General features: G+C 30.1%; 18 protein-coding genes. 16 read left to right on the top strand and 2 right to left on the bottom strand.

Annotation, left to right across the window (positions count from 1 at the left end; all coding sequences use genetic code 11):
• Positions 1–198 precede the first annotated feature (198 nt).
• From uvrA to KIB46_RS10710, 16 genes are all read left to right on the top strand, one after another.
• Positions 199–3,021 (top strand): excinuclease ABC subunit UvrA, encoded by a 2,823-nt coding sequence (uvrA, locus tag KIB46_RS10785; RefSeq protein WP_291671849.1) that lies wholly within the window; start codon positions 199–201, stop codon positions 3,019–3,021.
• Between the two features lie 96 nt (positions 3,022–3,117).
• A complete protein-coding gene (locus KIB46_RS10780) occupies positions 3,118–3,558 on the top strand; it encodes an FHA domain-containing protein (RefSeq protein ID WP_049180042.1) in 441 nt (146 codons plus the stop codon).
• A gap of 23 nt (positions 3,559–3,581) precedes the next feature.
• On the top strand, positions 3,582–4,805 hold the full coding sequence (locus tag KIB46_RS10775; protein WP_156560217.1) for an FtsW/RodA/SpoVE family cell cycle protein: 1,224 nt from the start codon (positions 3,582–3,584) through the stop codon (positions 4,803–4,805).
• Between the two features lie 2 nt (positions 4,806–4,807).
• Complete coding sequence (locus KIB46_RS10770; RefSeq protein WP_156560218.1) at positions 4,808–6,280, top strand: penicillin-binding protein 2; 1,473 nt, start codon at positions 4,808–4,810, stop codon at positions 6,278–6,280.
• Between the two features lie 189 nt (positions 6,281–6,469).
• A complete protein-coding gene (gene uvrC, locus KIB46_RS10765) occupies positions 6,470–8,332 on the top strand; it encodes an excinuclease ABC subunit UvrC (RefSeq protein WP_291671860.1) in 1,863 nt (620 codons plus the stop codon).
• 123 nt (positions 8,333–8,455) lie between these two features.
• Positions 8,456–9,373, top strand: a complete 918-nt coding sequence (gene murB / locus KIB46_RS10760; protein ID WP_156560220.1) for a UDP-N-acetylmuramate dehydrogenase — start codon at positions 8,456–8,458, stop codon at positions 9,371–9,373.
• Positions 9,374–9,569: 196 nt separating this feature from the next.
• A complete protein-coding gene (locus KIB46_RS10755; protein WP_156560223.1) occupies positions 9,570–9,893 on the top strand; it encodes a hypothetical protein in 324 nt (107 codons plus the stop codon).
• Between the two features lie 400 nt (positions 9,894–10,293).
• Positions 10,294–11,172: an RNase adapter RapZ gene (rapZ, locus tag KIB46_RS10750; RefSeq protein WP_156560225.1), complete on the top strand. Its 879-nt coding sequence runs from the start codon at positions 10,294–10,296 to the stop codon at positions 11,170–11,172.
• Positions 11,169–12,518 carry a gluconeogenesis factor YvcK family protein gene (locus KIB46_RS10745; RefSeq protein WP_291671839.1) on the top strand — a complete coding sequence of 450 codons (1,350 nt, stop codon included), beginning with the start codon at positions 11,169–11,171 and terminating at the stop codon, positions 12,516–12,518. The genes rapZ and KIB46_RS10745 overlap by 4 nt, the downstream gene beginning before the upstream one ends.
• 109 nt (positions 12,519–12,627) lie before the next feature.
• Entirely contained in the window at positions 12,628–13,575 is a 948-nt protein-coding gene (gene whiA, locus KIB46_RS10740; protein ID WP_156560230.1) for a DNA-binding protein WhiA, read from the top strand.
• A gap of 15 nt (positions 13,576–13,590) precedes the next feature.
• Positions 13,591–17,169, top strand: coding sequence for a DNA polymerase III subunit alpha (locus KIB46_RS10735; protein ID WP_291671835.1), 3,579 nt, complete (start codon positions 13,591–13,593; stop codon positions 17,167–17,169).
• 410 nt (positions 17,170–17,579) lie between these two features.
• Positions 17,580–18,539, top strand: coding sequence for a 6-phosphofructokinase (gene pfkA / locus KIB46_RS10730; protein ID WP_156560234.1), 960 nt, complete (start codon positions 17,580–17,582; stop codon positions 18,537–18,539).
• Between the two features lie 65 nt (positions 18,540–18,604).
• Positions 18,605–20,023 carry a pyruvate kinase gene (gene pyk / locus KIB46_RS10725; RefSeq protein WP_156560237.1) on the top strand — a complete coding sequence of 473 codons (1,419 nt, stop codon included), beginning with the start codon at positions 18,605–18,607 and terminating at the stop codon, positions 20,021–20,023.
• A 914-nt stretch (positions 20,024–20,937) separates the two neighbouring features.
• Positions 20,938–21,300, top strand: coding sequence for a DUF1540 domain-containing protein (locus KIB46_RS10720; protein WP_156560240.1), 363 nt, complete (start codon positions 20,938–20,940; stop codon positions 21,298–21,300).
• A gap of 66 nt (positions 21,301–21,366) precedes the next feature.
• The gene (rlmD, locus tag KIB46_RS10715) at positions 21,367–22,737 is read left to right on the top strand and encodes a 23S rRNA (uracil(1939)-C(5))-methyltransferase RlmD (protein WP_291671831.1); all 1,371 of its coding nucleotides are present in this window, start codon (positions 21,367–21,369) and stop codon (positions 22,735–22,737) included.
• A 472-nt stretch (positions 22,738–23,209) separates the two neighbouring features.
• Entirely contained in the window at positions 23,210–23,710 is a 501-nt protein-coding gene (locus KIB46_RS10710; protein ID WP_291671830.1) for a hypothetical protein, read from the top strand.
• A gap of 94 nt (positions 23,711–23,804) precedes the next feature.
• On the opposite strand, the gene KIB46_RS10705 is transcribed toward KIB46_RS10710, so the two are convergent.
• Both KIB46_RS10705 and KIB46_RS10700 read right to left on the bottom strand, forming a co-directional pair.
• Positions 23,805–24,131, bottom strand: a complete 327-nt coding sequence (locus tag KIB46_RS10705) for a hypothetical protein (protein ID WP_291671829.1) — start codon at positions 24,129–24,131, stop codon at positions 23,805–23,807.
• A 144-nt stretch (positions 24,132–24,275) separates the two neighbouring features.
• Positions 24,276–24,575, bottom strand: coding sequence for a hypothetical protein (locus KIB46_RS10700; protein WP_156560252.1), 300 nt, complete (start codon positions 24,573–24,575; stop codon positions 24,276–24,278).
• Positions 24,576–24,745 lie beyond the last annotated feature (170 nt).

Raw genomic sequence — 24,745 nt, 5'->3', positions numbered from 1 at the left:
CTATGACGGGTGTCATAGCATTTTTTTAATGCATAGGAAAGTATAAACATGATTTTATTATGTTTTTTTCATATTCTCCTCAATAATTGACAAGAATAAATATAAAGTTTAAAATACAATAATAGGAACTTATGTTCGAGAACTCATTAAGCTTAATATAGGTAGAATATAGATATAAAATGAAGAGGGGATAAGAGTATGATAGATAAAATAGTCATTAAGGGAGCTAGAGTACATAATCTTAAAAATGTTGATTTAGAAATTCCAAGAGATAAGCTAGTGGTATTTACAGGGCTATCAGGTTCTGGAAAATCATCTTTAGCTTTTGATACCTTATATGCAGAAGGACAAAGAAGGTATGTAGAGTCACTATCTGCTTATGCAAGACAATTCTTAGGTCAGATGAATAAGCCTGATGTTGATTATATAGAAGGATTATCACCAGCTATATCAATAGATCAAAAGACTACAAGTAAGAATCCTAGGTCCACAGTTGGTACAATAACAGAAATATATGATTACTTAAGATTATTATATGCAAGAGTTGGAACACCATATTGTCCAAAGTGTGGTAAAGAGATAAGTCAACAATCTGTTGACCAAATTGTTGATAAAGTAATGTCTCTTGGGGATAGAACTAAGATTTTAATATTATCTCCAATTATAAGAGGTAGAAAAGGGAATCATGAAAAAGTAATAGAAACAATAAAGAAAAATGGTTTTGTCAGAGCAAGAATAGATAGAGAAATATACGACTTATCAGAAGATGAAATAAAATTAGAGAAAAATATAAAGCATAATATAGAAGCAGTAGTAGATAGAATAATTATAAAGGATGGAATAGAGGGTAGGCTTACAGATTCTTTAGAAACAGCCTTAAAGTTAGGAGAAGGATTAGCACTTGTAAGTGTTATAGGTGATGATGATATATTATTTAGTGAAAAATTTGCTTGTCCTGATTGTGGCATAAGTATAGATGAACTAGCTCCTAGACTATTTTCTTTTAATTCACCATTTGGTAAATGCGATTATTGTGATGGATTAGGAACGCTGTATGAAATAGATCCAGATCTAGTAATACCAGATAAAAGTCTAAGTCTTATGGAGGGAGCAATTTCAAGCTGGGGAGCTGGAAGATTAAAAGATGACTCTTGGACTTATGCAATACTTCAAGCTTTAAGTAAGGAATATGATTTTTCACTTAATACTCCAATAAAGGATTTACCTAAGGAAATAGTAGATGTAATTCTTTATGGTACTAAAGGTAAGAAACTTAATGTTACTTATACAAAAGAAGGAGTTACTGCTGAATATAATTATTCATATCCAGGAGAAATTAATAATTTAACTAAGAGATATAGTGAAACAAGTTCAGATATGATGAAAAATGAAATAGAACAATATATGAGCGATAATCATTGCCCAAAGTGTAGGGGAGCAAGGTTGAAAAGAGAAGCTTTATCCGTTAAGATTGGTGGAAAAAATATTTATGAATTTACAAATATGCCAATTAGAGAAGAATTAGAGTTTTTAGATGGAATAGAATTCTCAGAGAAAAATAAAATTATAAGTGAGCAAATATTAAAGGAGATAAGAAGTAGATTAAATTTCCTAATAGATGTAGGATTAGATTATTTAAATTTATCAAGAAATTCAGGTACCTTATCAGGAGGAGAATCACAAAGAATTAGGTTAGCAACACAAATAGGATCATCTTTAATGGGAGTTCTTTATATTTTAGATGAACCAAGTATAGGTCTTCATCAAAGAGATAATGATAAATTAATAGCTACATTGAAAAACTTAAGAGATGTAGGTAATACTGTTGTAGTTGTAGAACATGATGAAGATACAATGAGAGAAGCAGATTATATCGTAGATATTGGACCAAGAGCTGGTGAACATGGTGGAGAAATTGTTGCAACTGGAACATTTGATGAAATAGTAAATAATGAAAAATCAATTACTGGTCAATATTTAAGTGGGAAGAAAAAAATAGATGTTCCTAAGGAAAGAAGAAAAGGAAATGGCAATAAGATTACTATTAAAGGAGCAAAAGAAAATAATCTAAAGAATATAAATGTTTCAATACCTTTAGGAACTTTAACAATGATTACAGGGGTTTCTGGGTCTGGAAAAAGTACATTAGTTAATGAAATCTTATATAAAGGGTTAAATAAGATTGTAAATAGAAGTAAAAATCCAGTAGGCTCACATAAAGAAATTACGGGATATGAAAATATTGATAAAATTATTGATATAGATCAAAGTCCTATAGGAAGAACTCCAAGGTCAAACCCTGCTACATATACAGGAACTTTTGATATAATAAGAGAATTGTTTGCTAATACTACTGAAGCAAAAATGAGAGGGTATAAGCCAGGTAGATTTTCTTTTAATGTAAAAGGGGGAAGATGTGAGGCTTGTTCAGGTGATGGAATAATAAAAATAGAAATGCAATTCTTATCAGATGTATATGTTCCTTGTGAAGTATGTAAAGGTAAGAGGTATAATAGAGAAACTTTAGAAGTAAAATATAAAGGTAAGAATATTGATGATATATTAAATATGACAGTGGAAGAAGGACTAGAGTTCTTTGAAAATTTACCAAGGATAAAGAATAAATTACAAACATTATATGATGTAGGACTAGGGTATGTAAGATTGGGTCAACCATCTACCCAATTATCTGGAGGAGAAGCACAAAGAATAAAGTTAGCATATGAATTATCTAAAAGAAGTACAGGAAAAACATTATATATATTAGATGAGCCTACAACAGGCTTACATATAGATGATGTGAGCCGATTAGTAGAAATATTACAAAGATTAGTAGATGCAGGTAATACTGTTTTAGTTATAGAGCATAATTTAGATATGATTAAGTGTGCAGATTATATTATTGATTTAGGACCAGAGGGTGGAGATAAGGGAGGTACTTTAATTGTTCAAGGTACTCCAGAAAAGGTTGCTAAATGTGAAGAATCCTATACTGGTAAATATCTAAAGAGGATGATATAAATCTTAAATTATTCTTAGTTAAGTATAAATATTATGGTTTTATATAACTTTTGTTGTATAATCTACTTATATATGAAAAGTTTTCGAGGTGAAGTTATGAATTTTACGAAATTATCTGCCATAGTATTTGGAATCTTTTTTATAATTTTATTATATTCTTTAATATACTCAGCATTAAAGATAATGTATAAAGATGTTAAAGGTGGCGGAAGAAAAAGACCTTCAGAATCTAGGAAAAATCATGGGTTGGAAGTAATAGAAATTAGTGAAGAAGGAAACTTAAAGAAGGGTTCGGTAATTCCAGTTAAAGGTATTATAACTATAGGGAGAAAAGAGGATAATTCTATTATATTGCAAGATTTACATGTATCAGGTAATCATGCAAAGCTAATTGTTAAGAATAATGTATTGTTAATTGAAGATTTAAATAGTACAAATGGAACTTTTGTTAATGATAAGAAAATTAATGGAAGGGTAAAATTATTTAGCAAAGATATAGTTACAATAGGAACAACTAAGCTTAAGGTATTAGGTTAACTGGAAGAGTTAGAGGTGATTATATGAAAATGCGAAAGGATGAAAGAAAGTTACTTATACTTACTTATATTTTATGTATAGGCCTTTTTAGTAATCTAGCTATATTATCTAATCCTATAGATAAAAAAGCACTTATAATTGGTGGAGCATTGTGTTTAGTTATAGGATATTCACATTTTGTTATAAGAAGATTTTATCCAGATGGAGATAAATTTTTATTGATTTTTGCAGGAATTTTGTCTGTAATCGGAATAGCCATGTTATATAGACTAGAAACATCACTGGCTATAAAACAAATAGTTTGGTTTATAGTTGGTATTATTGTGTATATTTTGACAGTTGTAATTGTACCTAATATTAGGAGCTTTGCAAAATATAAAACTATATACCTAGTAGCAACTCTTATTTTTGCACCTATGGCCTTATTATTGGGAAAAGAATTAAATGGAGCAAAAAACTGGGTATTCTTAGGAGGATTTGGATTTCAGCCTTCAGAGTTTGGAAAGATATTTTTAGTAATATATCTGGCATCAGTTTTGAAGGATTTTGATAATACGAAAAAGGGATTTGAACATATTAAGCAGCTTATTCAGCCTGCTATAGTAGTAATGATTTTCTTAGGATGCTTAGTTTTACAGAGAGATTTAGGATCAGCATTAATATTCTTTGGAATATCAGTATCAGTATTGTATATCGCTACATCAAAGAAAAAGTATGCCTTTACATGTCTTGGTCTTTTTGCATTAGGGTCAAGTATAGCATATAAGCTGTTCCCACATGTAAGAACAAGAGTTGATATATGGAGAAATCCTTGGGCAGATCCTAATGGATATGGATATTATCAAGTAACTCAAGGATTATATTCAATATCTTCTGGAGGTATGCTTGGTTCTGGCTTAGGACAAGGATATCCAGGATTTGTTCCTGTAAAGGAAAGTGATTATATCTTTGCAGCAATATGTGAGGAGTTTGGAATAATATTTGGAATAGGAATATTGATAATATTTTTCTTGCTGTTTTATAGAGCTATAAGAATAGCATTTGTAACGGATGATAAGTTTTCCCAATTAGTTGCTGTTGGATTTAGTATAATGATTGCATGTCAAGCTTTAGTAATTGTAGGTGGTATATTTGCAGTTATTCCTTTAACAGGTATAACATTACCTTTTGTAAGTTATGGTGGTAGTTCTATGGTAACAATGTTCTTTACCCTAGGTTTATTACAGAAGGTTTCAGAGGAGGGATAAAGATGAATGATTTTAAAGATAGTGTAAAAAAGGTAATGATAATATTTTTATTCTTCTTTGTAGCTCTAATATCATATATAGCATATTTTCAAACATTTAAGGCCCCTGATATAGCAGCTGATGCTGGAAATAAAAGATTATGGGCAAAGAGAAATGAAGTTGTTAGAGGAACTATATACGATAGAGATAAAAATGCACTAACCAAGAGTGAAAGAACAGGGACTTTAACTCAATCTAGAGAATATATATATGGAGATTTATATGTACACGCATTAGGTTACGCCAGTCAAAAGTATGATTTATCAGGATTGGAAAAAACTTTTGATACAGAACTAACTACATATAGTAGTGTGCAAGTTGGATTAAGAAACTTCTTTAAGGATTTAAGTTTTGAATCATTAAAAGAAGCATTTAAAGATAGAAGTAAAGAGGAAAATAAAGTAGGTAATGGAGTTATAACAACATTAGATTATGATATTCAAAAAGCTGCTTATGATGCTTTAGGAAATAGAAAAGGGGCTGTAGTTGCTTTAGACCCTAATACTGGAGAAGTACTAGCAATGGTATCAAAACCAACATATAATCCTAACGATTTAGAAACAGTAATGAATAAAATTAATGCTGGGGAGGATTTAGGAAGCCCGCTTATAAATAGAGCAACTTCGGGTAAATATCCACCTGGATCTACTTTTAAGGTTATAACAACAGCTAGTGCTCTTGAAAATATTGATGGAATAACAAAAAGAATTTTTGAAGATAAAGGAAAGATAGAGCTTGGTGGTGGTCAAACTTTATCTAACAATCAAAATAAAGTTTATGGAAACATTAATTTACAAAAAGCTTTTGAAGTTTCTAGTAATGTAGTGTTTGGTACTTTAGCACAAGAATTAGGAAATAAAACTTTAAAACAAACAGCAGAAGATTTTGGCTTTAATAAAGATATTCCTTCTATAGGATTCTCTATTTCAAAAAGTGAGTTTCCTACTTTAGAAAGTTATGAAGTAGGTATGATAGCTCAATCAGGTATAGGTCAAAGTAGTATTGTTTCAACTCCAATGCAGATGGCTTTAGTAGCAAGTACTATAGCTAATGATGGGGTAATGATGGAACCTAAGCTTGTTAATCAAGTAGTAGACTTAAATATGAATGTGGTAAAGAAGTATGGGGATAAAAAGTATGGTCAGGTACTTCCTACTAGTGATGCAAAGACAATAAAGGACTATATGGTTAATATGGTGAAGAACAATTTTGGAAGTAAGTCATATTTCAGTGGTATGAATGTAGCAGGTAAAACTGGAACAGCTGATCAAAGAGATAACAATGGTAACTTACAAAAGCCTCATGCTTGGTTTATAGGTTTTGCACCAGCAGATAATCCTAAAATAGCAGTAGCTGTTATAGTTGAAAATGGAGGATATGGTTCAGAAGCAGCTGCGCCAATTGCAGGGGCAGTAATGAAAGCAGCATTAAAATAGTAATTATGAGGAGAAGATTATAGAATTAATCTTCTTCTTTTTATTTATACGAGGAAAATATACAATTTTAATTTTATTATATTTTCATATTAAAAAATTAATAAGCTATAGATAAAATAAATGTTATAAATAATAATATGTAGAACACTAATATAAAAAGAGTTAGAATAAATTTAGGAGGTGGTTAAAATATTTGATTTTGAATATCAACTAAAAGTTTTGCCTGATAAGCCAGGTGTATATTTAATGAAAAATAGCTTAGGAGAAGTTATATATGTTGGTAAGGCTAAGATACTTAAAAATAGGGTAAGACAATATTTTCAAAATTCAAAAAATCACTCAGAAAAAGTTAGATCTATGGTGAAAAACATAGCTGAGTTTGAATATATAGTAACAGATACAGAGATGGAAGCCTTAATATTAGAGTGTAATCTAATAAAGAAATATAGTCCTAAATATAACATGGCACTTAAAGATGATAAATTTTATCCATTTATAAAGATTACAACTAATGAAGATTTCCCTAGAGTGTTTGTCACAAGAAACTTTGTGAGAGATGGAAATAAATATTTTGGACCCTATACAAATGTAACTGCAGTATATGAGACCATTAACCTAATTAGAAAGATATTTCCTATAAGAACCTGTAAGAAGAATATTGTTGAAGGAGAGGCTCCTACAAGGCCTTGTTTGAATTATCACATAAAAAGATGTATGTCACCATGTGGTGGATATATATCAAAAGAGGATTATAATAAAATAATTGATGAAGTTTTAGATATTTTAAATGGCAAGGATAAAAGTATACTTAAGAAGTTAAAAGATGAAATGCAAGAAGCATCTATGGAGTTGAAGTTTGAGAAGGCTGCATCTTTTAGAGATAAAATTTTAGCCATTGAAAATCTAGTTGAAAAGCAAAAAATGTTTAGAGTTACTGAAGGCGATGAAGATTTTATTAATTTATATAAGGATGAAAAAGACACATGCGTTCAAGTATTCTTCCTTAGAGATGGTAAGATAACTGGAAGAGAACATTTTATGTTAGAAAATACAGCAGATGAAAGTGATGAGATAATAATAAGTCAATTTATAATTAACTTTTATTCTGGAGCAGGAAAAATTGCTAAAAATATTTATGTTCCTGTAGTAGAAGATTTAGAACTATTAGAAGAGTTTTTAACTATAAAAAGAGAATCTAAGGTTTGGATAAAGATGCCACAAAAAGGTGAAAAGAAAGACTTATTACAAATGGTTAGGGATAATGCTAAATTAACATTGGAGCAATTCAAAGATAAAATATTAAAAGAGAAAGAAATTAATAGAGTTTCTGTAGGTGAACTTCAAGAAGTTTTAAATTTAGAAGAACCTCCTTTTAGGATTGAAGCATATGATATATCAAATATACAAGGTGTAGATTCTGTAGGAACTATGATAGTATTTGAAGAAGGTAAAGCAAAAAGTAGTGATTATAGAAAGTTTAGAATAAAAACTGTAAAAGGTGCTAATGATTATAACAGTATGAGGGAAATATTAACAAGGAGGTTTGAGCATGGTTTAAGGGAAATAAGGGAAATTCAAGAAAGAAATTTGGATTTTTCTAAAGGAAAGTTTTCTAGTTTCCCAGATTTGATTATGATGGATGGTGGAAAAGGTCAAGTTAATGTTGCTTTAGAGGTATTAAATGAATTAAATATTGATATAAATGTTTGTGGTCTAGTTAAAGATGATAAACATCAAACAAGAGGGATTATTTATAATAATAAGGAAGTTATAATAAATAGAAATTCTAATTTAATGCAACTAATTAGAAGGATACAAGATGAGGTTCATAGGTTTGCTATTACATATCATAGAACATTAAGAGATAAAAGAACATTGCATTCAGTATTAGAAGATATACCTAATGTTGGACAAAAGAGAAGGATTGCATTACTAACTAAGTTTGGAAATGTGGAGAATATAAAGAAGGCAAGTATAGAAGAATTGCTAGAAACTCCAACAATAGATAGACGAACTGCTGAAAGTATATATTCTTATTTTAATCAAAAGTAACATTTTATATTTAATATGATATAATAAAAAAATATAAGGTTAAGAAGTTGTAACTTGTTAAGTAGTAGAAATTATTTTATACTATTTAAAGATTATTTTGATAATACTTTTAAGGAGAGTAGTATGAATCAATATTTAAGATATATAGATAGTTTTAAAAAGATATATAATGATTCCGAGATAAAGATAGATGAAAATATGAGTAATCATATTCATTTTAAAGTTGGTGGGCCCGTAGATATATTATTGATTCCATCAAAGGTGAATCAAGTAGTTGAAACTTTGAAAATATGTAAGAACGAAAATATTCCTTATTTTATAATAGGAAATGGTTCTAACTTGTTAGTTAAAGATGGCGGAATTAGAGGAGTAGTTATAAAACTAAGTAATTTGTTATTTATAGAAGTAAAGGATAATACAATAAAGGCTAGTAGCGGTACTCTTTTAGAAGATGTATCTAAGAAGGCTGTGGAGAATTCTTTAACAGGATTTGAATTTGCATGTGGTATTCCTGGTTCTGTAGGTGGAGCTGTATTTATGAATGCTGGAGCTTATGACGGTGAAATTAAGAATGTAATAAAAGAAGCTGAAGTGTTAGATAGAGATGGAAACATAATGGTGTTATCTAAAGAAGAACTAGAATTAGGATATAGAACATCTAAAGTTATGAAGGATAATTTACTTGTATTAAGTGCAACTTTTGAGTTGACTAAAGGCGATAAAGAAAAGATACAAGAAAGAGTTGACGAACTTACAGAAAAAAGAGAATCTAAACAGCCTTTGGAATATCCATCAGCAGGTAGTACATTTAAGAGACCAGAGGGGTATTTTGCAGGTAAACTGATTCAAGATGCAGGATTAAAGGGAGCATCAGTAGGCGGAGCAGCAGTATCTGAAAAGCATTCTGGTTTTGTTATCAATAAGGATGGTGCAACAGCAGAAGATGTATTAAATTTAATAGCTCATGTCCAAAATGAAGTTAAAAAGCAATTTGGAGTGGAACTTCATACTGAAGTAAGAATAATTGGAGAAGATAAATAGATTAAGGTATAGATAAAGAGAGGCTTTGGATAGGCTCTCTTTATTTTTTTACCTTTAGTACGAGTTTGGGGATTTGTTTTAATGTGACTTGGAACTTGCGACTGAACAAGTAAAATAAATATCAACCACACCTTTTTTTATTTAAATGATTAAAGGTAGGTGATATAATAGTTAAATAAAGGGAGGGGATATATAAATGGTTGGCACTATTATATTTGGAATTGTAGGGTTAGGTTTATTAATTTTTGCATTGAGAATTAAGGTATATAAAAAAATAGAGTTTATTTCTTCTATTAATGAAGAAAGGTTAAGAAAGATAAAAAATAAAGATAAAGTAGCAAGTGATTTTGGGAATGGAATGATTTTATTGGCAATAGCCTGTTTTGTTTGTGCTGGTCTTATTTATTTTGCAGGAAGAGTTGGTTCATTTATAGGATTAATATTGATTATAATTGCTTCAACAAGATGGAGTAGTTTAAATTCTAGTATAGACGAGAAGATAAAAAGAAAAGAGTATTAGTTAAAGAGTTCTATTAGTAAGTATATAAAAGTAAAATGAATAAGGAAGGTTTCATTTTTAGTCAATCTAGTATGTTATAAATCTATAGAGCACCTCCTTTAATATATAGTTAGTACATTAAAGGGGCCTATCTTAACATTAAGTAGGAGGATTGACTATGACAGTAGGTTGTTTAAGTGCAATACTAATTGGTTGCACTGCATTAGCAGTGATAGCTTACAATGTTTACGAAAAGAAATTTAAGTAGGTGAAATCTTCTTTTTGAAAGGTGTATTGGAATGAGAAAGTCATTCCAATACACCTTTTATTAAATAAATGTTTTGTGCAGTTATTATAGGTTAATATCATTTGATGTGTGATATAATAGTTGTAAATAGTAAGGTTTAGTAGGAGGTAAAGTATGAGATTTGTAATAGTTACAGGATTATCAGGAGCAGGGAAAACTGAAGCTACTAAAAGCTTAGAAGATATGGGATATTTTTGTGTAGACAACTTACCACCAAGGCTTATTCCTAAATTTGCAGAAGCATGTAACTCTGGAAATATTGAAAAGGTGGCCTTGGTTATAGATATAAGAGGAGGAGTATTCTTTGATGATTTATTTGAATCATTAATGTATTTAAAATCTAGTGAGTTTAAATATGAGATATTATTTCTAGATGCTTCTGATGAAATTCTAGTGAAAAGATTTAAGGAAGCTAGAAGAAGTCATCCACTAGCACCTCAAGGAAGGGTATTAACAGGTATTAGTGAAGAACGAAATAAGTTAAGGGAAGTAAAAGATAGAGCTGATATTATAATAGATACTTCAAAATACGCTATAAGGAATTTAAGAGAAAAGATAAATGAATATTATGGAGATGTGAAATCACCAGAGAAGCAATTATCGATAACTATATTAAGCTTTGGTTTTAAATATGGTATTCCTGTAGATTCTGATTTAGTGTTTGATGTTAGGTTTATTCCAAACCCATTCTATATACCAGAATTAAAGAAGTATTCTGGTAGTGATGAACCAGTAAAAAAATATGTATTAGATCAAAAAGAAACTCAAGGTTTTATTGAGAAATTAGAAGATATGCTAAGATTTTTAATACCTAATTATATAAAAGAGGGGAAGAGACAACTTATAGTATCTATTGGATGTACAGGTGGAAGACACCGTTCTGTTGCAATAGCTAATGCAATACATGAACAATTACTTAATGATAGCTTTGACTCAAGAATAGAGCATAGAGATATTAGTGAAGACCTACATAAGGGAGTAAAAAAACTATGAGGTTTTCAGACTGGTTAAAGCCTGGAATTAAGGTTAAGAGATGGGTTGTATTTGGAATCTTTGGTATATTATTAATAGCATTTGGTTTTACAGAATTAGTTACAAAGAGACTTTACGATTTTTATTATAAAATGTTTTATATATTTTTAAACTTATCAGGTTTATTTGTAATATATATTTCAGTTACAGAGGCAATGAAATCAATAATTGTGCTTGTTAATAAAGGGTATATTAAAGTTTCTTTAGATAGTAAAAAGATTGAAAGTATGATTTATGAAAAAAGATTACTTGTAAGAGGTCCTAAAATTGTAGTAATTGGTGGCGGGACTGGTTTATCTACAATGTTAAGAGGGCTTAAATATTATACATCTAATATTACGGCCATTGTTACTGTAGGAGATGATGGGGGAGGCTCAGGAGCATTAAGAGAAGACTTGGGAATCCTACCACCAGGAGATATAAGAAACTGTATATTAGCATTGGCAGATACAGAACCTCTTATGGAGGATTTATTGCAATATAGATTTAAAGATGGAACCTTGAAGGGACAAAGTTTTGGTAATCTATTTTTAGCTGCTATGGATGGTATATCAGATAATTTTGAAGATGCAGTTCAAAAGATGAGTTCAGTATTAGCGGTAACAGGAAAAGTTTTACCTGTAACTTTAGATGATATGCAACTAGAAGCAATACTTGAAAATGGAAATAAGGTTGTAGGAGAATCACAAATTCCTGTTGAGGCATTAAATCAAAAATCTAAAATAAAAAAGCTTATGATAAATCCAGAAAATGCTGAGCCTTTAAAGGATGCTTTAGATGCTATAAAAGAAGCAGATGCAATTGTAATAGGTCCTGGAAGTTTATATACTAGTATAATTCCTAATCTTTTAGTGAAAAAGATTAGAAATAGTGTAAGAAAAAGTGATGCTATAAAAATTTATGTTTCAAATATAATGACACAGCCAGGAGAAACAGATAATTTTGATGTATCTGATCATGTTAAAATAATAAAAAAATATGGTGGTAAAGATATAGTTGACTATGTAATAGCTAATAGTGGAGAAATATCTGAAGAAATAAAAGGTAGATATCTAGAAGAAGGTTCTACATTAGCTAAGTTAGATATAGATAACTTAAAAGATTTAAATGTAGAAGTTATTTGTGATGATTTAATAAAAATAAAAAATGGAACTGTTAAGCATAATGCAGATAAGCTTGCGGAGATTTTAGCTGATACAATAATGGAGAAAAAGTTATTGTATGATAGAAAGAAAATCATTGAGTATATGTATTTATCACAAAGAATTAAGGATAGAGAAAAAAGTAATAAGGAAATTGGATTGTAAGAACTACCAAGTAAAGGTAGTTCTTTTCTTATGTCGTTTATAGTATTAATTTATGCTATAATTAAATATTATAAAATAATAGTTTTTTAGATAAAAGGAGAAATACCATATGTCATTTTCATCAAAAGTAAAAGGAGAAATTTGTAGATATGTAGATATAACGAAGTCTGAAGCCTTAGCACAAATATCTGCAATTATGAAGGTAAGTGGAACTATAGGATTTAGTGGAAAAGGTATAACATTTAGAATAACTACAGAGAATCCTGGAAGTGCGAGATTAATATTTACATTATTAAAAGATAATTTTAATATACATTCTAAGTTAATGGTAAAAAAGAGTAATTCTCTAAAAAAGAATAATATATATATGGTTGTTATTGATGAAGAGATGGGCGTAAGAAATCTTCTTAAGGAAACGGGTATATTACGAGAAATTGATGGTGTTATGAGTATTAACTATAGAATAGAGGATGAAATGGTAAAGAATGATGAAGAAAGAAGAGCTTATATAAGAGGTGCTTTTATTGGCGGAGGAAGTATAAGCAATCCTGAGAAGACATATCATCTAGAATTTGTAACTCATAGCGAAGAATATGCAGTAGACTTGTCAAAACTTATAAATAGTTATGGATTAAATTCAAAAGTTATTCAAAGAAAAAATTCTTATATAATTTATATAAAAGAAGGAGAACAAATTGTAGATTTACTTAATATAATTGGGGCTCATTCTTGTCTTCTAGAACTTGAGAACATAAGAATAATGAAGGAAATGAGAAATAACGTAAATAGATTGGTTAATTGTGAAACTGCTAATCTATCTAAGACAGTTAATGCAGCTGTAAGACAAGTAGAGAGTATAAAACTTATTCAATCACAAATAGGTTTACAAAGACTTCCTAAGAATTTAAGGGAAATTGCAGAACTAAGACTAAATTATCCTGATGAGTCTTTAAAAGAACTTGGAGAAATGTTAGATCCACCAGTTGGAAAGTCGGGAGTAAATCATAGATTAAGAAAAATTGAAAAAATAGCTGAAGAATTAAGAGCTAGTGAATAGAAAGGAAGTGAAAGTGTGGGGGAAAAGAAATTCTGCCACCTTCATCTTCATACGGAATATAGTTTATTAGATGGTTCGGGAAAGGTTTCTAAAATTATAAAGCGAGCTAAGGAATTAGGAATGGATAGCATAGCTATCACTGATCATGGAGTTATGTATGGTTGTGTAGAATTCTATAAGCAAGCAGTAGAGCAAGGCATAAAACCTATCCTAGGATGTGAAGTATATGTTGCAAGCAAATCAATGTATATAAAGCAAGTGGATAAAGAAAATTCAACTAACCATCTAGTACTTCTTGTGAAGAATGAAGTTGGATATCAAAATTTGATGAAGATAGTTTCACAGGCATCTATAGATGGTTTTTATTATAAACCAAGAGTTGACCACGAATATCTAAAAAAGCATAGTGAGGGTCTTATAGCTTTAAGTGCTTGTTTAGGTGGAGAGGTACAAAGTAATATATTAAAAGATAATTATGATAAGGCAAAAGAGGTTGCATTATTATATAGAGATATATTTAAAGAGGGATTTTATTTAGAACTTCAAAATCATGGGATGGATGAACAGAGAAAAGTAAATGAAACTAACATAAAAATATCTAAAGAGACAGGAATACCTTTAGTTGCTACAAATGATGTACATTACATAAATCAAAAAGATTCCAAATCACATGATATATTAATGTGTATTCAAACAGGAAAAACAGTAGAAGATGAAAATAGAAGACGATATCCTTCAGAACAATTTTATCTTAAGTCTCCAGAAGAAATGTGGGATATGTTTTCGTACATACCAGAAGCTTTAGAAAATACAATAAAGATCTCTGAAGAATGTAATTATGATTATAAATTCCATGAATCTAAGTTGCCAAAGTTTCCTCTTCCAGAGGGAGCAGATCCATATGAGTATTTAAAGGAAACATGCTATAAAGGCCTAATAGAAAGATATGATGTTTTTGAATGCCTAAGAAATAAAGAATTAAATTACCAAGATGTTAATTTAATTGTGGATAAAAGTGAGAAAGCTAAAGAATATGTGGATAGATTAGAATATGAGCTTGGCATTATTAAACAAATGGGGTATGTTGATTATTTCTTAATTGTTTGGGATTTTATAAGATTCTCTAATGAGAATGGAATACCAACAGGTCCAGGAAGAGGGTCAGCAGCTGGATCTATAGTAGCATATACTCTTGGGATAACAAAAATAGATCCTATAAAATATAGCTTACTATTTGAAAGATTTTTAAATCCTGAAAGAGTAAGTATGCCAGATATAGATTCTGACTTCTGTTATGAGAGAAGACAAGAAGTTATAGATTATGTTGTAGATAAGTATGGAGTAGATAACGTTTCACAAATTATAACATTTGGAACAATGGCACCAAGAGCGTGTATAAGAGATGTAGGAAGAGCAATGAATTATCCATATGCAGAAGTGGATAAGATCTCTAAAATGATTCCTACTATGCTTGGAATTACAATAGATAAGGCTCTAGAGTTAAATCCAGAGCTTAAGAATGAATATGACACTAATGATAGGGTAAGAACACTTATAGATGTTAGTAAGGACTTAGAAGGCCTTCCAAGGCATTCCTCAACTCATGCAGCGGGTGTAGTTATTGCATCAAAGCCATTAGTTGAATACGTACCACTACAAAAGAATGAAGAAATGATAGTAACTCAGTTTGGTATGACAACCCTAGAAGAATTGGGACTATTAAAGATGGATTTCCTTGGGCTTAGAACATTAACTGTAATGAATGATGCAGTTAAGATGATAAAAGATAACCAAGATATAGATATTGATTTAGATAAAATAGATTTTGAAGATAAAGAAGTTTATAAGATGCTAGGTGAAGGGAAAACAGCAGGTGTATTCCAATTAGAATCAGCAGGTATGACTTCCTTTATGAAGGAATTAAAACCAGATAGCTTAGAGGATATAATTGCGGGAATTTCGTTATATAGACCAGGTCCAATGTCAGAAATACCAAGATATGTTGAGTGCAAGAATAATCCTGATAAAGTTAATTATATAGTGCCAGAACTTGAAGATATATTAGATGTTACATATGGAGTAATGGTATATCAAGAACAAGTTATGGAGATAGTTAGAAAGCTTGGCGGATATTCCATGGGTAGAAGTGATATGGTTAGAAGAGCCATGTCTAAGAAGAAACATAAGGTAATGGAAGAAGAAAGAAAAAACTTTATATATGGAATAGCAGATGAAAATGGCAATGTTGAGGTTCCAGGCTGTGTTAGAAATGGAATTAGTGAAGAAGCAGGTAATAAGATTTTTGATACAATGATGGATTTTGCATCTTATGCATTTAATAAGAGTCATGCTGCTGCTTATGCTGTAGTAGGATATCAAACAGCTTATTTAATGAGATATTATCCAGTTGAAACTATAGCAGCCATGCTTAACTCTGTTATGGGTACAGCAGAAAAGGTAGCTAATTATATAAAGTTTGCAGAAAGTCAAGGGATTCAGGTTTTACCACCAGACATAAATGAGAGCTATTCAAAGTTTACTGTTAAGGGTGACAGTATTAGATTTGGGTTAGCAGCTATTAAGAATGTAGGATGGAACGTTGTAGAAAGTATAGTTAAATCAAGAAAAGAAAAAGGAAGGTTTACATCTCTAGAAGATTTAATAGATAAGATAGACCTTTCAGCAGTTAATAAAAGAGCTATAGAAAGCTTAATTAAAGCAGGAGCATTAGATGAATTTAAAGTGTTTAGATCAAGACTATTAGCTGTATTTGAAAAAGTTATGGATGGTGCATCTAATGAAAGAAAAAGAAATATTGATGGTCAAATGAGTCTTTTTAGCTTAGCAGAGGACGCTATTGATATTCCAAAGATTGTTTTTCCAAATATAAAAGAGTTTGATAAAAGACATATTCTTTTGATGGAGAAAGAAATGACAGGACTATATTTATCGGGTCATCCATTAGATGAATATAAACAAAGTTTAAAGTTACAGACATCAACTACAATTGAAACTATAGAAAAGTCATATGAAATATTCTTAGAGAATATAAATGCTGAGTTAGAGGAAAGCATGATTAGTGAAGAGCCTGTAATTAATGATAATGATACAGTAATAATTGGTGGTATACTTACTGAAGTTAATCAAAAAGTGACAAGAAACAATACCATGATGGCTTTCTTAAAGTTAGAAGACTTAACAGGTACTATAGAAGTAATAGTATTCCCTAAAGCTCTAGATAGACTTAGACATATAATAAAAGAAGATACCTTAGTAAAATTAAAAGGTAGAGTAAGTATAAAGGAAGATGAATTACCTAAAGTTATATGTGAAAACATAGAGGGATTAGAAAAAGTTAATGGTAATAAACTTTATATAAGAGTTAAGGATAGAGTGGCAATAAGGGAAGCTAATAATGATATAAAAAAAATTATAGGAGATTGTGTGGGAAATACTCCTATATATTTATTTGATGCAGAAAAAAGGCAAAATTATAGATTATCTAAAGATAAATGGATAAATGAAGATGATGAGGTTATAGAAAATTTAAAAAGTCACTTCGGAGAAGAAAATGTTAAACTTATAGAAGGATAGGCTAAAAGGGCCATATTAGCATTAAAATTTCGTGCTAATATGGCTTTTTTTCTATGTTAAAGTATTATACAAAGATAAAATGTTAAAAAATTAATAATAAAAGTAGTGGATTTGTAATTAAATATTGAAAAATTACAGTGATATTAACAAAAATGCAAATGAAAAATATTACAAAAATCAAATCGTGAAATATTTTAAAAAGGTTTATAAATTAAGCTTTGCTAGGGTATAATAGTATTGTAAATTTAGATAAAACGACAAAATTCTATAAACTAAGTATGAAAAGTTGAGTTAATTGCATTGATAAAAAGACAAAACTTTTGTACAATTAAATACGGTCATTAATATGTGGTTAAATTTAGTATGTGTGGGACTTAAGCAGTCCCGGTGGTGTGTAAGGAGGAACAAATATGAAGAAGATAGCTATTTTAACAAGTGGTGGCGATGCACCAGGCATGAATGCTGCTATAAGAGCCGTAGTAAGAACAGCGTTAGCTAACGGATTAGAAGTAATGGGAGTTCAAAGAGGATATGCAGGATTAATAAATGGTGAGTTGTTCAACATGAATAGAACCTCTGTATCAGATATAATCCAAAGAGGTGGTACAATCCTTAGAACAGCAAGATGCACAGAGTTCAAACAAGAAGAGGTTAGAAAAAAAGCTGTTAAGATACTGCAAGCTTATGGAGTGGATGCTTTGGTGGTAATTGGAGGAGATGGATCTTTCACAGGAGCCAAGCTTTTATCTAAATTAGGAGTAAAAACAGTAGGATTACCAGGAACAATAGACAACGATTTAGCTTACACAGATTATACAATAGGATTTGACACAGCATTAAACACAGTATTAGACGCAATAAATAAAATAAGAGATACATCCACTTCTCATGAAAGAGTTTCAATAGTAGAAGTAATGGGAAGACATTGTGGAGATCTTGCATTATATGCAGGACTTGCAGGAGGAGCAGAAGCTATAATTGTTCCAGAAAAAGATTTCGATAAAAATGAATTATGCAAAACAATTCTTGAAGGAAAAGCTAATGGAAAAATGCACAACTTAGTACTTTTAGCAGAAGGAATAGGTGGAGCTTTTGAATTAGCAAAAGAAGTAGAAGATGTTACTGGAATAGAAACAAGAGCTACTATTTTAGGACATATTCAAAGAGGTGGAAGCCCAAGTGCTTATGATAGAGTTTTAGCATCAAAGATGGGTGCGAAAGCTGTAGAGGTACTTATGGAAGGAAAGACTTCAAGAGTTATTGGTATAAGAAATAATCAAATAATTGATGACGATATAGACGAAGCATTAGCTATAGAAAGAAAATTTGACGAAAAGTTATATAATATTGCAGAAGTCTTATCAAAATAATTAGTTAATATTTTATATTTTAATATTAATAGAGGAAAAAAATATTAAAGAGGAGTGTTATTTACATGAGAAAAACTAAAATGGTATGTACTATAGGACCAGCTAGTGAAAACGAAGAGGTATTATCAAAGATTATAGAAGCAGGTATGAATGCTTCAAGACACAACTTCTCACATGGAGATCATGAAGAACATGCTGGTAGAATTAACAAAGTTAAAGAATTAGCTAAGAAGTATAATAAGGAAATTGCTATTATTTTAGATACAAAAGGACCTGAAATAAGAACAGGTAAGTTTGAACCAAATAAAGTTGAATTACAATTAGGTACAGACTTTACTATATATGCAGGTGAAGAAGTTATCGGAGATACAACAAAGTGCTCAGTAACTTATGCAGGATTAGCTAACGATGTTAAAGCAGGAGACACTATTCTTATAGATGATGGTTTAGTTGGATTAACTGTTAAGTCTGTAGAAGGAAATAAGGTTCACTGTGTTGTTAATAATACTGGATTAGTTGGAACTCATAAGGGAGTTAATGTTCCTGGAGTATCAATTAAATTACCAGCTTTAACAGCTAAAGATGAAGCAGACTTAAAGTTTGGTTGTGAAATTGGAGTAACAATGATTGCTGCATCTTTCATCAGAAAAGCTGCTGACGTTGTTGCTATAAGAGAATTATTAAACAAAAACGGTGGAGAACACATCATGATCTGTTCAAAGATCGAAAACCAAGAAGGTGTAGATAACATTGATTCAATCTTAGAAGTTTCTGATGCAATAATGGTTGCTAGAGGAGATCTAGGTGTTGAAATTCCAATAGAAAAAGTACCTGCAGTTCAAAAGATGATTATTGAAAAGTGTAATGCAGTAGGTAAGCCAGTTATAACTGCAACTCAAATGCTTGATTCAATGATTAGAAACCCAAGACCAACAAGAGCAGAAGTTTCAGACGTAGCTAATGCTATTTTAGATGGTACAGATGCTATAATGTTATCAGGAGAAAGTGCTAACGGTACTTACCCAGTAGAAGCTGTTCAAACAATGTCTAGAATTGCTACAGAAACAGAAAAGCAATTAGATTATGAAATAGCTGTATCAAAAGCTAAGAAACATATCCCAGCTATCGGAGGAGTTATTTCAAGAGCTGCATGTAATGCTGCAAATGAATTACAAGCATCAGCTATAATTTCTTCAACTCAAAGTGGTGCAACTGCTAGAAGAATTTCTCAATGCAGACCAGAATGTCCAATCATTGCTGTAACACCATGTGAAAAAGTTGCTAAGTCATTAGCATTCTCATGGGGTGTATATCCAATAGTTGCTGATAGAGTAGAATCTACAGATGAAATGATGGATAAGTCAGTTGAAATAGCTGAAAAGAATGGATTCGTTAATAAGGGTGAAACAGTAGTTATAGCTGCTGGAGTTCCAGTTGATAAGGTTGGAGCTACTAACTTAATGAAGATAAGCGTAGTAGAATAATACATAAAATAGAGCATTGAAATTATCAATGCTCTATTTTTTAAATCAATTACTTAAAGTTAACGAAAAGTTTACAAATAGACATCCATATATTAGGATATAATGTATAATATCAGATAAAGTTAGGCATAATTGAGATATGGAATTAAATGGCAACTGATTCTGTATTTGCACCCGCAAGGGTGCTTTTTTACTATCTAGGAAAATATAAAATTTCAATTAGCTATAAATCAAAGGTATTATTACATTTTCATATAACTTGGTAATAGTTAAATATTTTTATATTAGTGCTTTAATAAAAGTATAAAGAAATATTAATATTTTCGGGAGGTTGTCCAGCATAATGTATACTTATAATCAATACAAAAAAGACTGTAATATTTTAACCATAGAATAAGCAGAAAAGATATATGAAAAAATGTTAGCTTTAAAGTAGGAAGAGTAAATAATATAAAATTATTGTGATAAGGTGTGGATCCTATATTTAAGAGGAGATATACCTTTTGTTTTTTGGAGGAGACAATCTTTTTGTATTGAAATCCATGACAATTATGAAATATTAGCTTGGCAGCAGAATTAGATTCAATAGCTTTATCTAAAGTATATTTCTGTTATGAGTTTATATATTTTTATTAAAGCTAAAAAGGATGTATCATAATTGGAAATTTTAAATTCTAAATTAAATTTTATATGCAAAAATATAAGTTCTTAAGAACTTAAGAACTTAAGAAGTTATAGTAAAAATGCGGCGTTGAATAGATTTATTTACCTGATAAAATATTAGTACCCCAATATATAAATATATAAAGAAATAAATATGCATAGTAAAGATGATGGGATAAATAAATTCTTATATAAAAGTGCATACTATTCTATAGCATAAATGAAATTTATTTTATTTGGAGGAGATTATTATGACAAGATTAAGTTGTACAGCTAGGACTTGTGTTCATAATGAAGGAGGTTTGTGTGAAGCAGAAAGTATTCTAATAGAAGGAACTAATGCAAACACTAGCTTAGAAACATTTTGTAGTAGCTTTAGAGAAAATTCAGTAAGTGAACAATTTACCGCAGCATTTACTAATACCAATTATATGGGAGAGATTATGCAAATTTTTTCTTCAAAGGATGAGATAAAAATGAATCCTAATATAGGGTGTCATGCTATTCGTTGTTTTTATAATGGAAATGGAAGGTGTGAAGCTTTAGATATAGCAATAAGAGGAGACAGAGCTTCGGAACCAAGAGATACATTATGTGAAACATTTGTTGAATAATAAAGGACTTGAGCTATTATTATGTGATATAATTTATTGGAATTAGGTAAACGAAAGGTGATTTTTGTGGTTGAAAAAAATAAGGAATATATTTTAGATATAGTAGCTCAAGGATATGAAGGAGAAGGGATAGCAAAGATAGATAGTTATCCAATATTTATATCAGGAGCACTTACTGGAGAAAAAGTTAGAGTTAAGATAATTAAAGTTAAAAAAAGTTATGCTTATGGAAAAGTGGAAGAGATAATAACACCATCAGTGGATAGAGAAGTGGAGAAATGTACATATTACAAACGATGTGGTGGATGTTCTATACAGCATATGAGTTATAAAAAACAATTAGATTTTAAATGGGAAAGAGTTAAAGATTGTATAAGTAAAATTGGTGGCTTATCAGAAAAGTTAGTAAGTTATCCTTTGGGAATGGATATTAATCCATATAGATATAGAAATAAGGTTCAATTGCCCATTGGTAAAGTAAATGGGGAAATTGCTATAGGATTTTATGCTTCAAGAAGCCATAATATTATAGATATAGATACATGTTTAATACAAGATAAGATAGCTGATAAAGTAGCAGTATTAACAAAGGAATGGATTAAAAAATATAATTTAGAACCCGCTACAATAGATGGAGAATTTAATCCCAAAGGTATATTAAGACATATCATGATTAGAAGAGGCTTCAAAACTAAAGAGGTTATGGTTGTTTTGGTAGCTACCACAAAAGATATTCCTTATATAGATGAATTTAAGAAGTTAATTATTGATAATATTAAAGAAATAAAAAGTATTGTTTTAAATATAAATAGCAAAAATACAAATGTAATATTAGGTTCAGAGTGTATAACTTTATATGGTTCAGATACAATTCAGGATTATATAGGAGATTTTAAATTTAATATATCTCCATTATCATTCTTTCAGGTTAATCCAATACAAACTGAAGTGTTATATAATAAAACTCTTGAATTTGCAAATTTAAGTGGTGAAGAAGTTGTATTTGATGCATATTGCGGTACAGGGACGATAACTTTGTTTTTATCACAAAAAGCAAAAAAGGTTTATGGGGTAGAAATAATAGATCCAGCTATAATTAATGCAAAAGAAAATGCGAAGTTAAACAATGTAGAAAATGCAGAATTTTTTGTAGGAAAATCAGAAGAAGTTATTCCTGATTTAATTAGTAAGGGAATTAAAGCTGATGTAATAGTTGTTGATCCCCCAAGAAAGGGATGCGATATAAAGTTATTAGAGGCTATTGGTAAGACTAGACCAGAGAGGGTTGTTTATGTATCTTGTGATCCAAGCACTCTAGGAAGGGATTTAAAGATATTAGAGGAACAAGGGTATAAGGCTATTAAAGTACAGCCTGTAGATATGTTCCCACAAACAGCTCATATTGAGAACGTAGCTTTACTTGTCAAGGACTGTTAAGGACGAAGAGAAGTATATAGCACGTTCCATGCAAGGTATGCCAAAGAACGAAGAGATTTGTAATGCATTGAAGCATTTTTAGATGTTTTAGTTGGAGGCAATAAACTCCACGTATATTTAATTCTTGGTTACAATGAAGTTGTGAAAAGAATAGATTGATGAAATAGTGAATAAGCGAATTGAGGTTAAATCGTGATGGTTTAACCTCTTTTTATTGTTGAGTTTAAATGGTAATATGAAAGTGTATAAAAGTTTCAACATGGAAATGTAGGTACATAGAAAAGTATAAAATTTTAATTTGTTATAAATCAAGGATAATAATTTTATGATTATTCGTTACAACTGTTAGAATAAAATCCGATACCAGACAAAAAGACAATTAAAGAAAGGTTGTTTAGTATAGAAATAGATATCTAAATAAGATAAAAATTTAAAATTAAAGGATAAATTAGGAGTTGAAGGGGGAAAGAAAATGGATTTTCATAACTATCCACTAGACAAGAAAAATAGCCCGTTTAATCCATCAGATGGAGATAATTATTTTGCATACTGCAATATATTTTCATATTTGGGGAATTATGAAGAGATAGGAAATATAAGTTCACCGATGGATGAAAGAAACCGTTTTTTTCTGGGGGGATGGGTTTTAAGTATTTTTAAAAGGTACGAGATTATAGAAGATGGAAAAGTTATTTTTACAAATGATAATTTTAATGATGGACATATAATTGGAGCTAGCAGACTGAAAAGTGTTCAATATGCAATTCTGACAAGTCAACAGCAAGAGTATGAAATACCATCCTGGGGAGCGAACACTCTGAAGACCTATTCCATACAGGATGATAGTAGTCATTTACAGTTGAAGCTGTTTGAAAATGCAGATGATGCAGTTGAATATGCTATACAGCTATCAAAAGAACAGCATATGAAGTGTATAGTCGCCCAATGGTTTGCAGATATTGATAGGCATTAATAACGTTAAACTGACCTCCAAAAGTTAGAAGAAAAATCTAATGATTGGAGGTCAGTTTAACATTAGAGTAATTTTTATTAGTTACTAATAAAAATTAGTGTAATAAATCATATAGACGATCAACTGCACAACGAGAATCTGCTACGTGACAGTTTAGACCTTTAACTTGTTTATCTAAAGATAACAGAAGGAACTTTTCAGTTTCGTTTATACATCCTGAATTGCATAAAACTTGAGTTAGAAACAATAAATTAGCTTTTGTTTCTGCTAAAGTAACTCTCATATCACATAGTTCTTCAGATAAAGTACTTAATTCTTTAGTTACTGGGTCAACACAAGGTTTTTGAGGGCAAGTTTGATGTTCAAATAATGAAGACAATTCATCAGAATTTGTACAACAATCAAACATATTTTTATCCATAGGTATAACCTCCTAATATTATTCAATATATAGTATGAATAATAGGGGGTTAAGGTTATCGTTTTTGTAATTAAAGAGGTAAATGTGCTGATATATGTCAAAAATAATAAATTAATTTTGACATATATCAGTTAAATTATTTAATTAGCAAATATCATTGTTTAAAGAGTTGATATTATTTCTTGTTTGAGAAAGTGTGGAAGTTGCAGCATCCACTCCTCTTTCAATAGCTAATAATAACTCTTTTTCTTCATCACAAATGCATCCATTGCAAATGCACATAATTCTAACAAGGTTGAGCAAGTTAGCTTTTGTTTCTGCTAGGTTAGCTTTCATATCACATAAATCGTTTTGAATATTTTTTATGGTTGAACAAGGATCTTGACTATTATTTTCACAACAGCAATTTTTCTCAAAACCACTGCATTCACATAAATCTCTCATTGGTTCTCCTCCTAATTCTCTTTAAAGGTTTTGTTTGTACATACTATGTATATTATTAGTTTAATGTTACACGTTAGAGTATAATTTTAGTAGGCAGAGATAGTAATAAAAACTAGATAAAAATAAAAGGAGATGCAAAAGCATCTCCCAATATACATAAATATCCATTA

It is taken from the genome of Clostridium sp. (assembly GCF_018372875.1).
Lineage (GTDB): Bacteria > Bacillota > Clostridia > Clostridiales > Clostridiaceae > Clostridium.
This window is presented reverse-complemented; position numbering and strand designations above follow the sequence as displayed.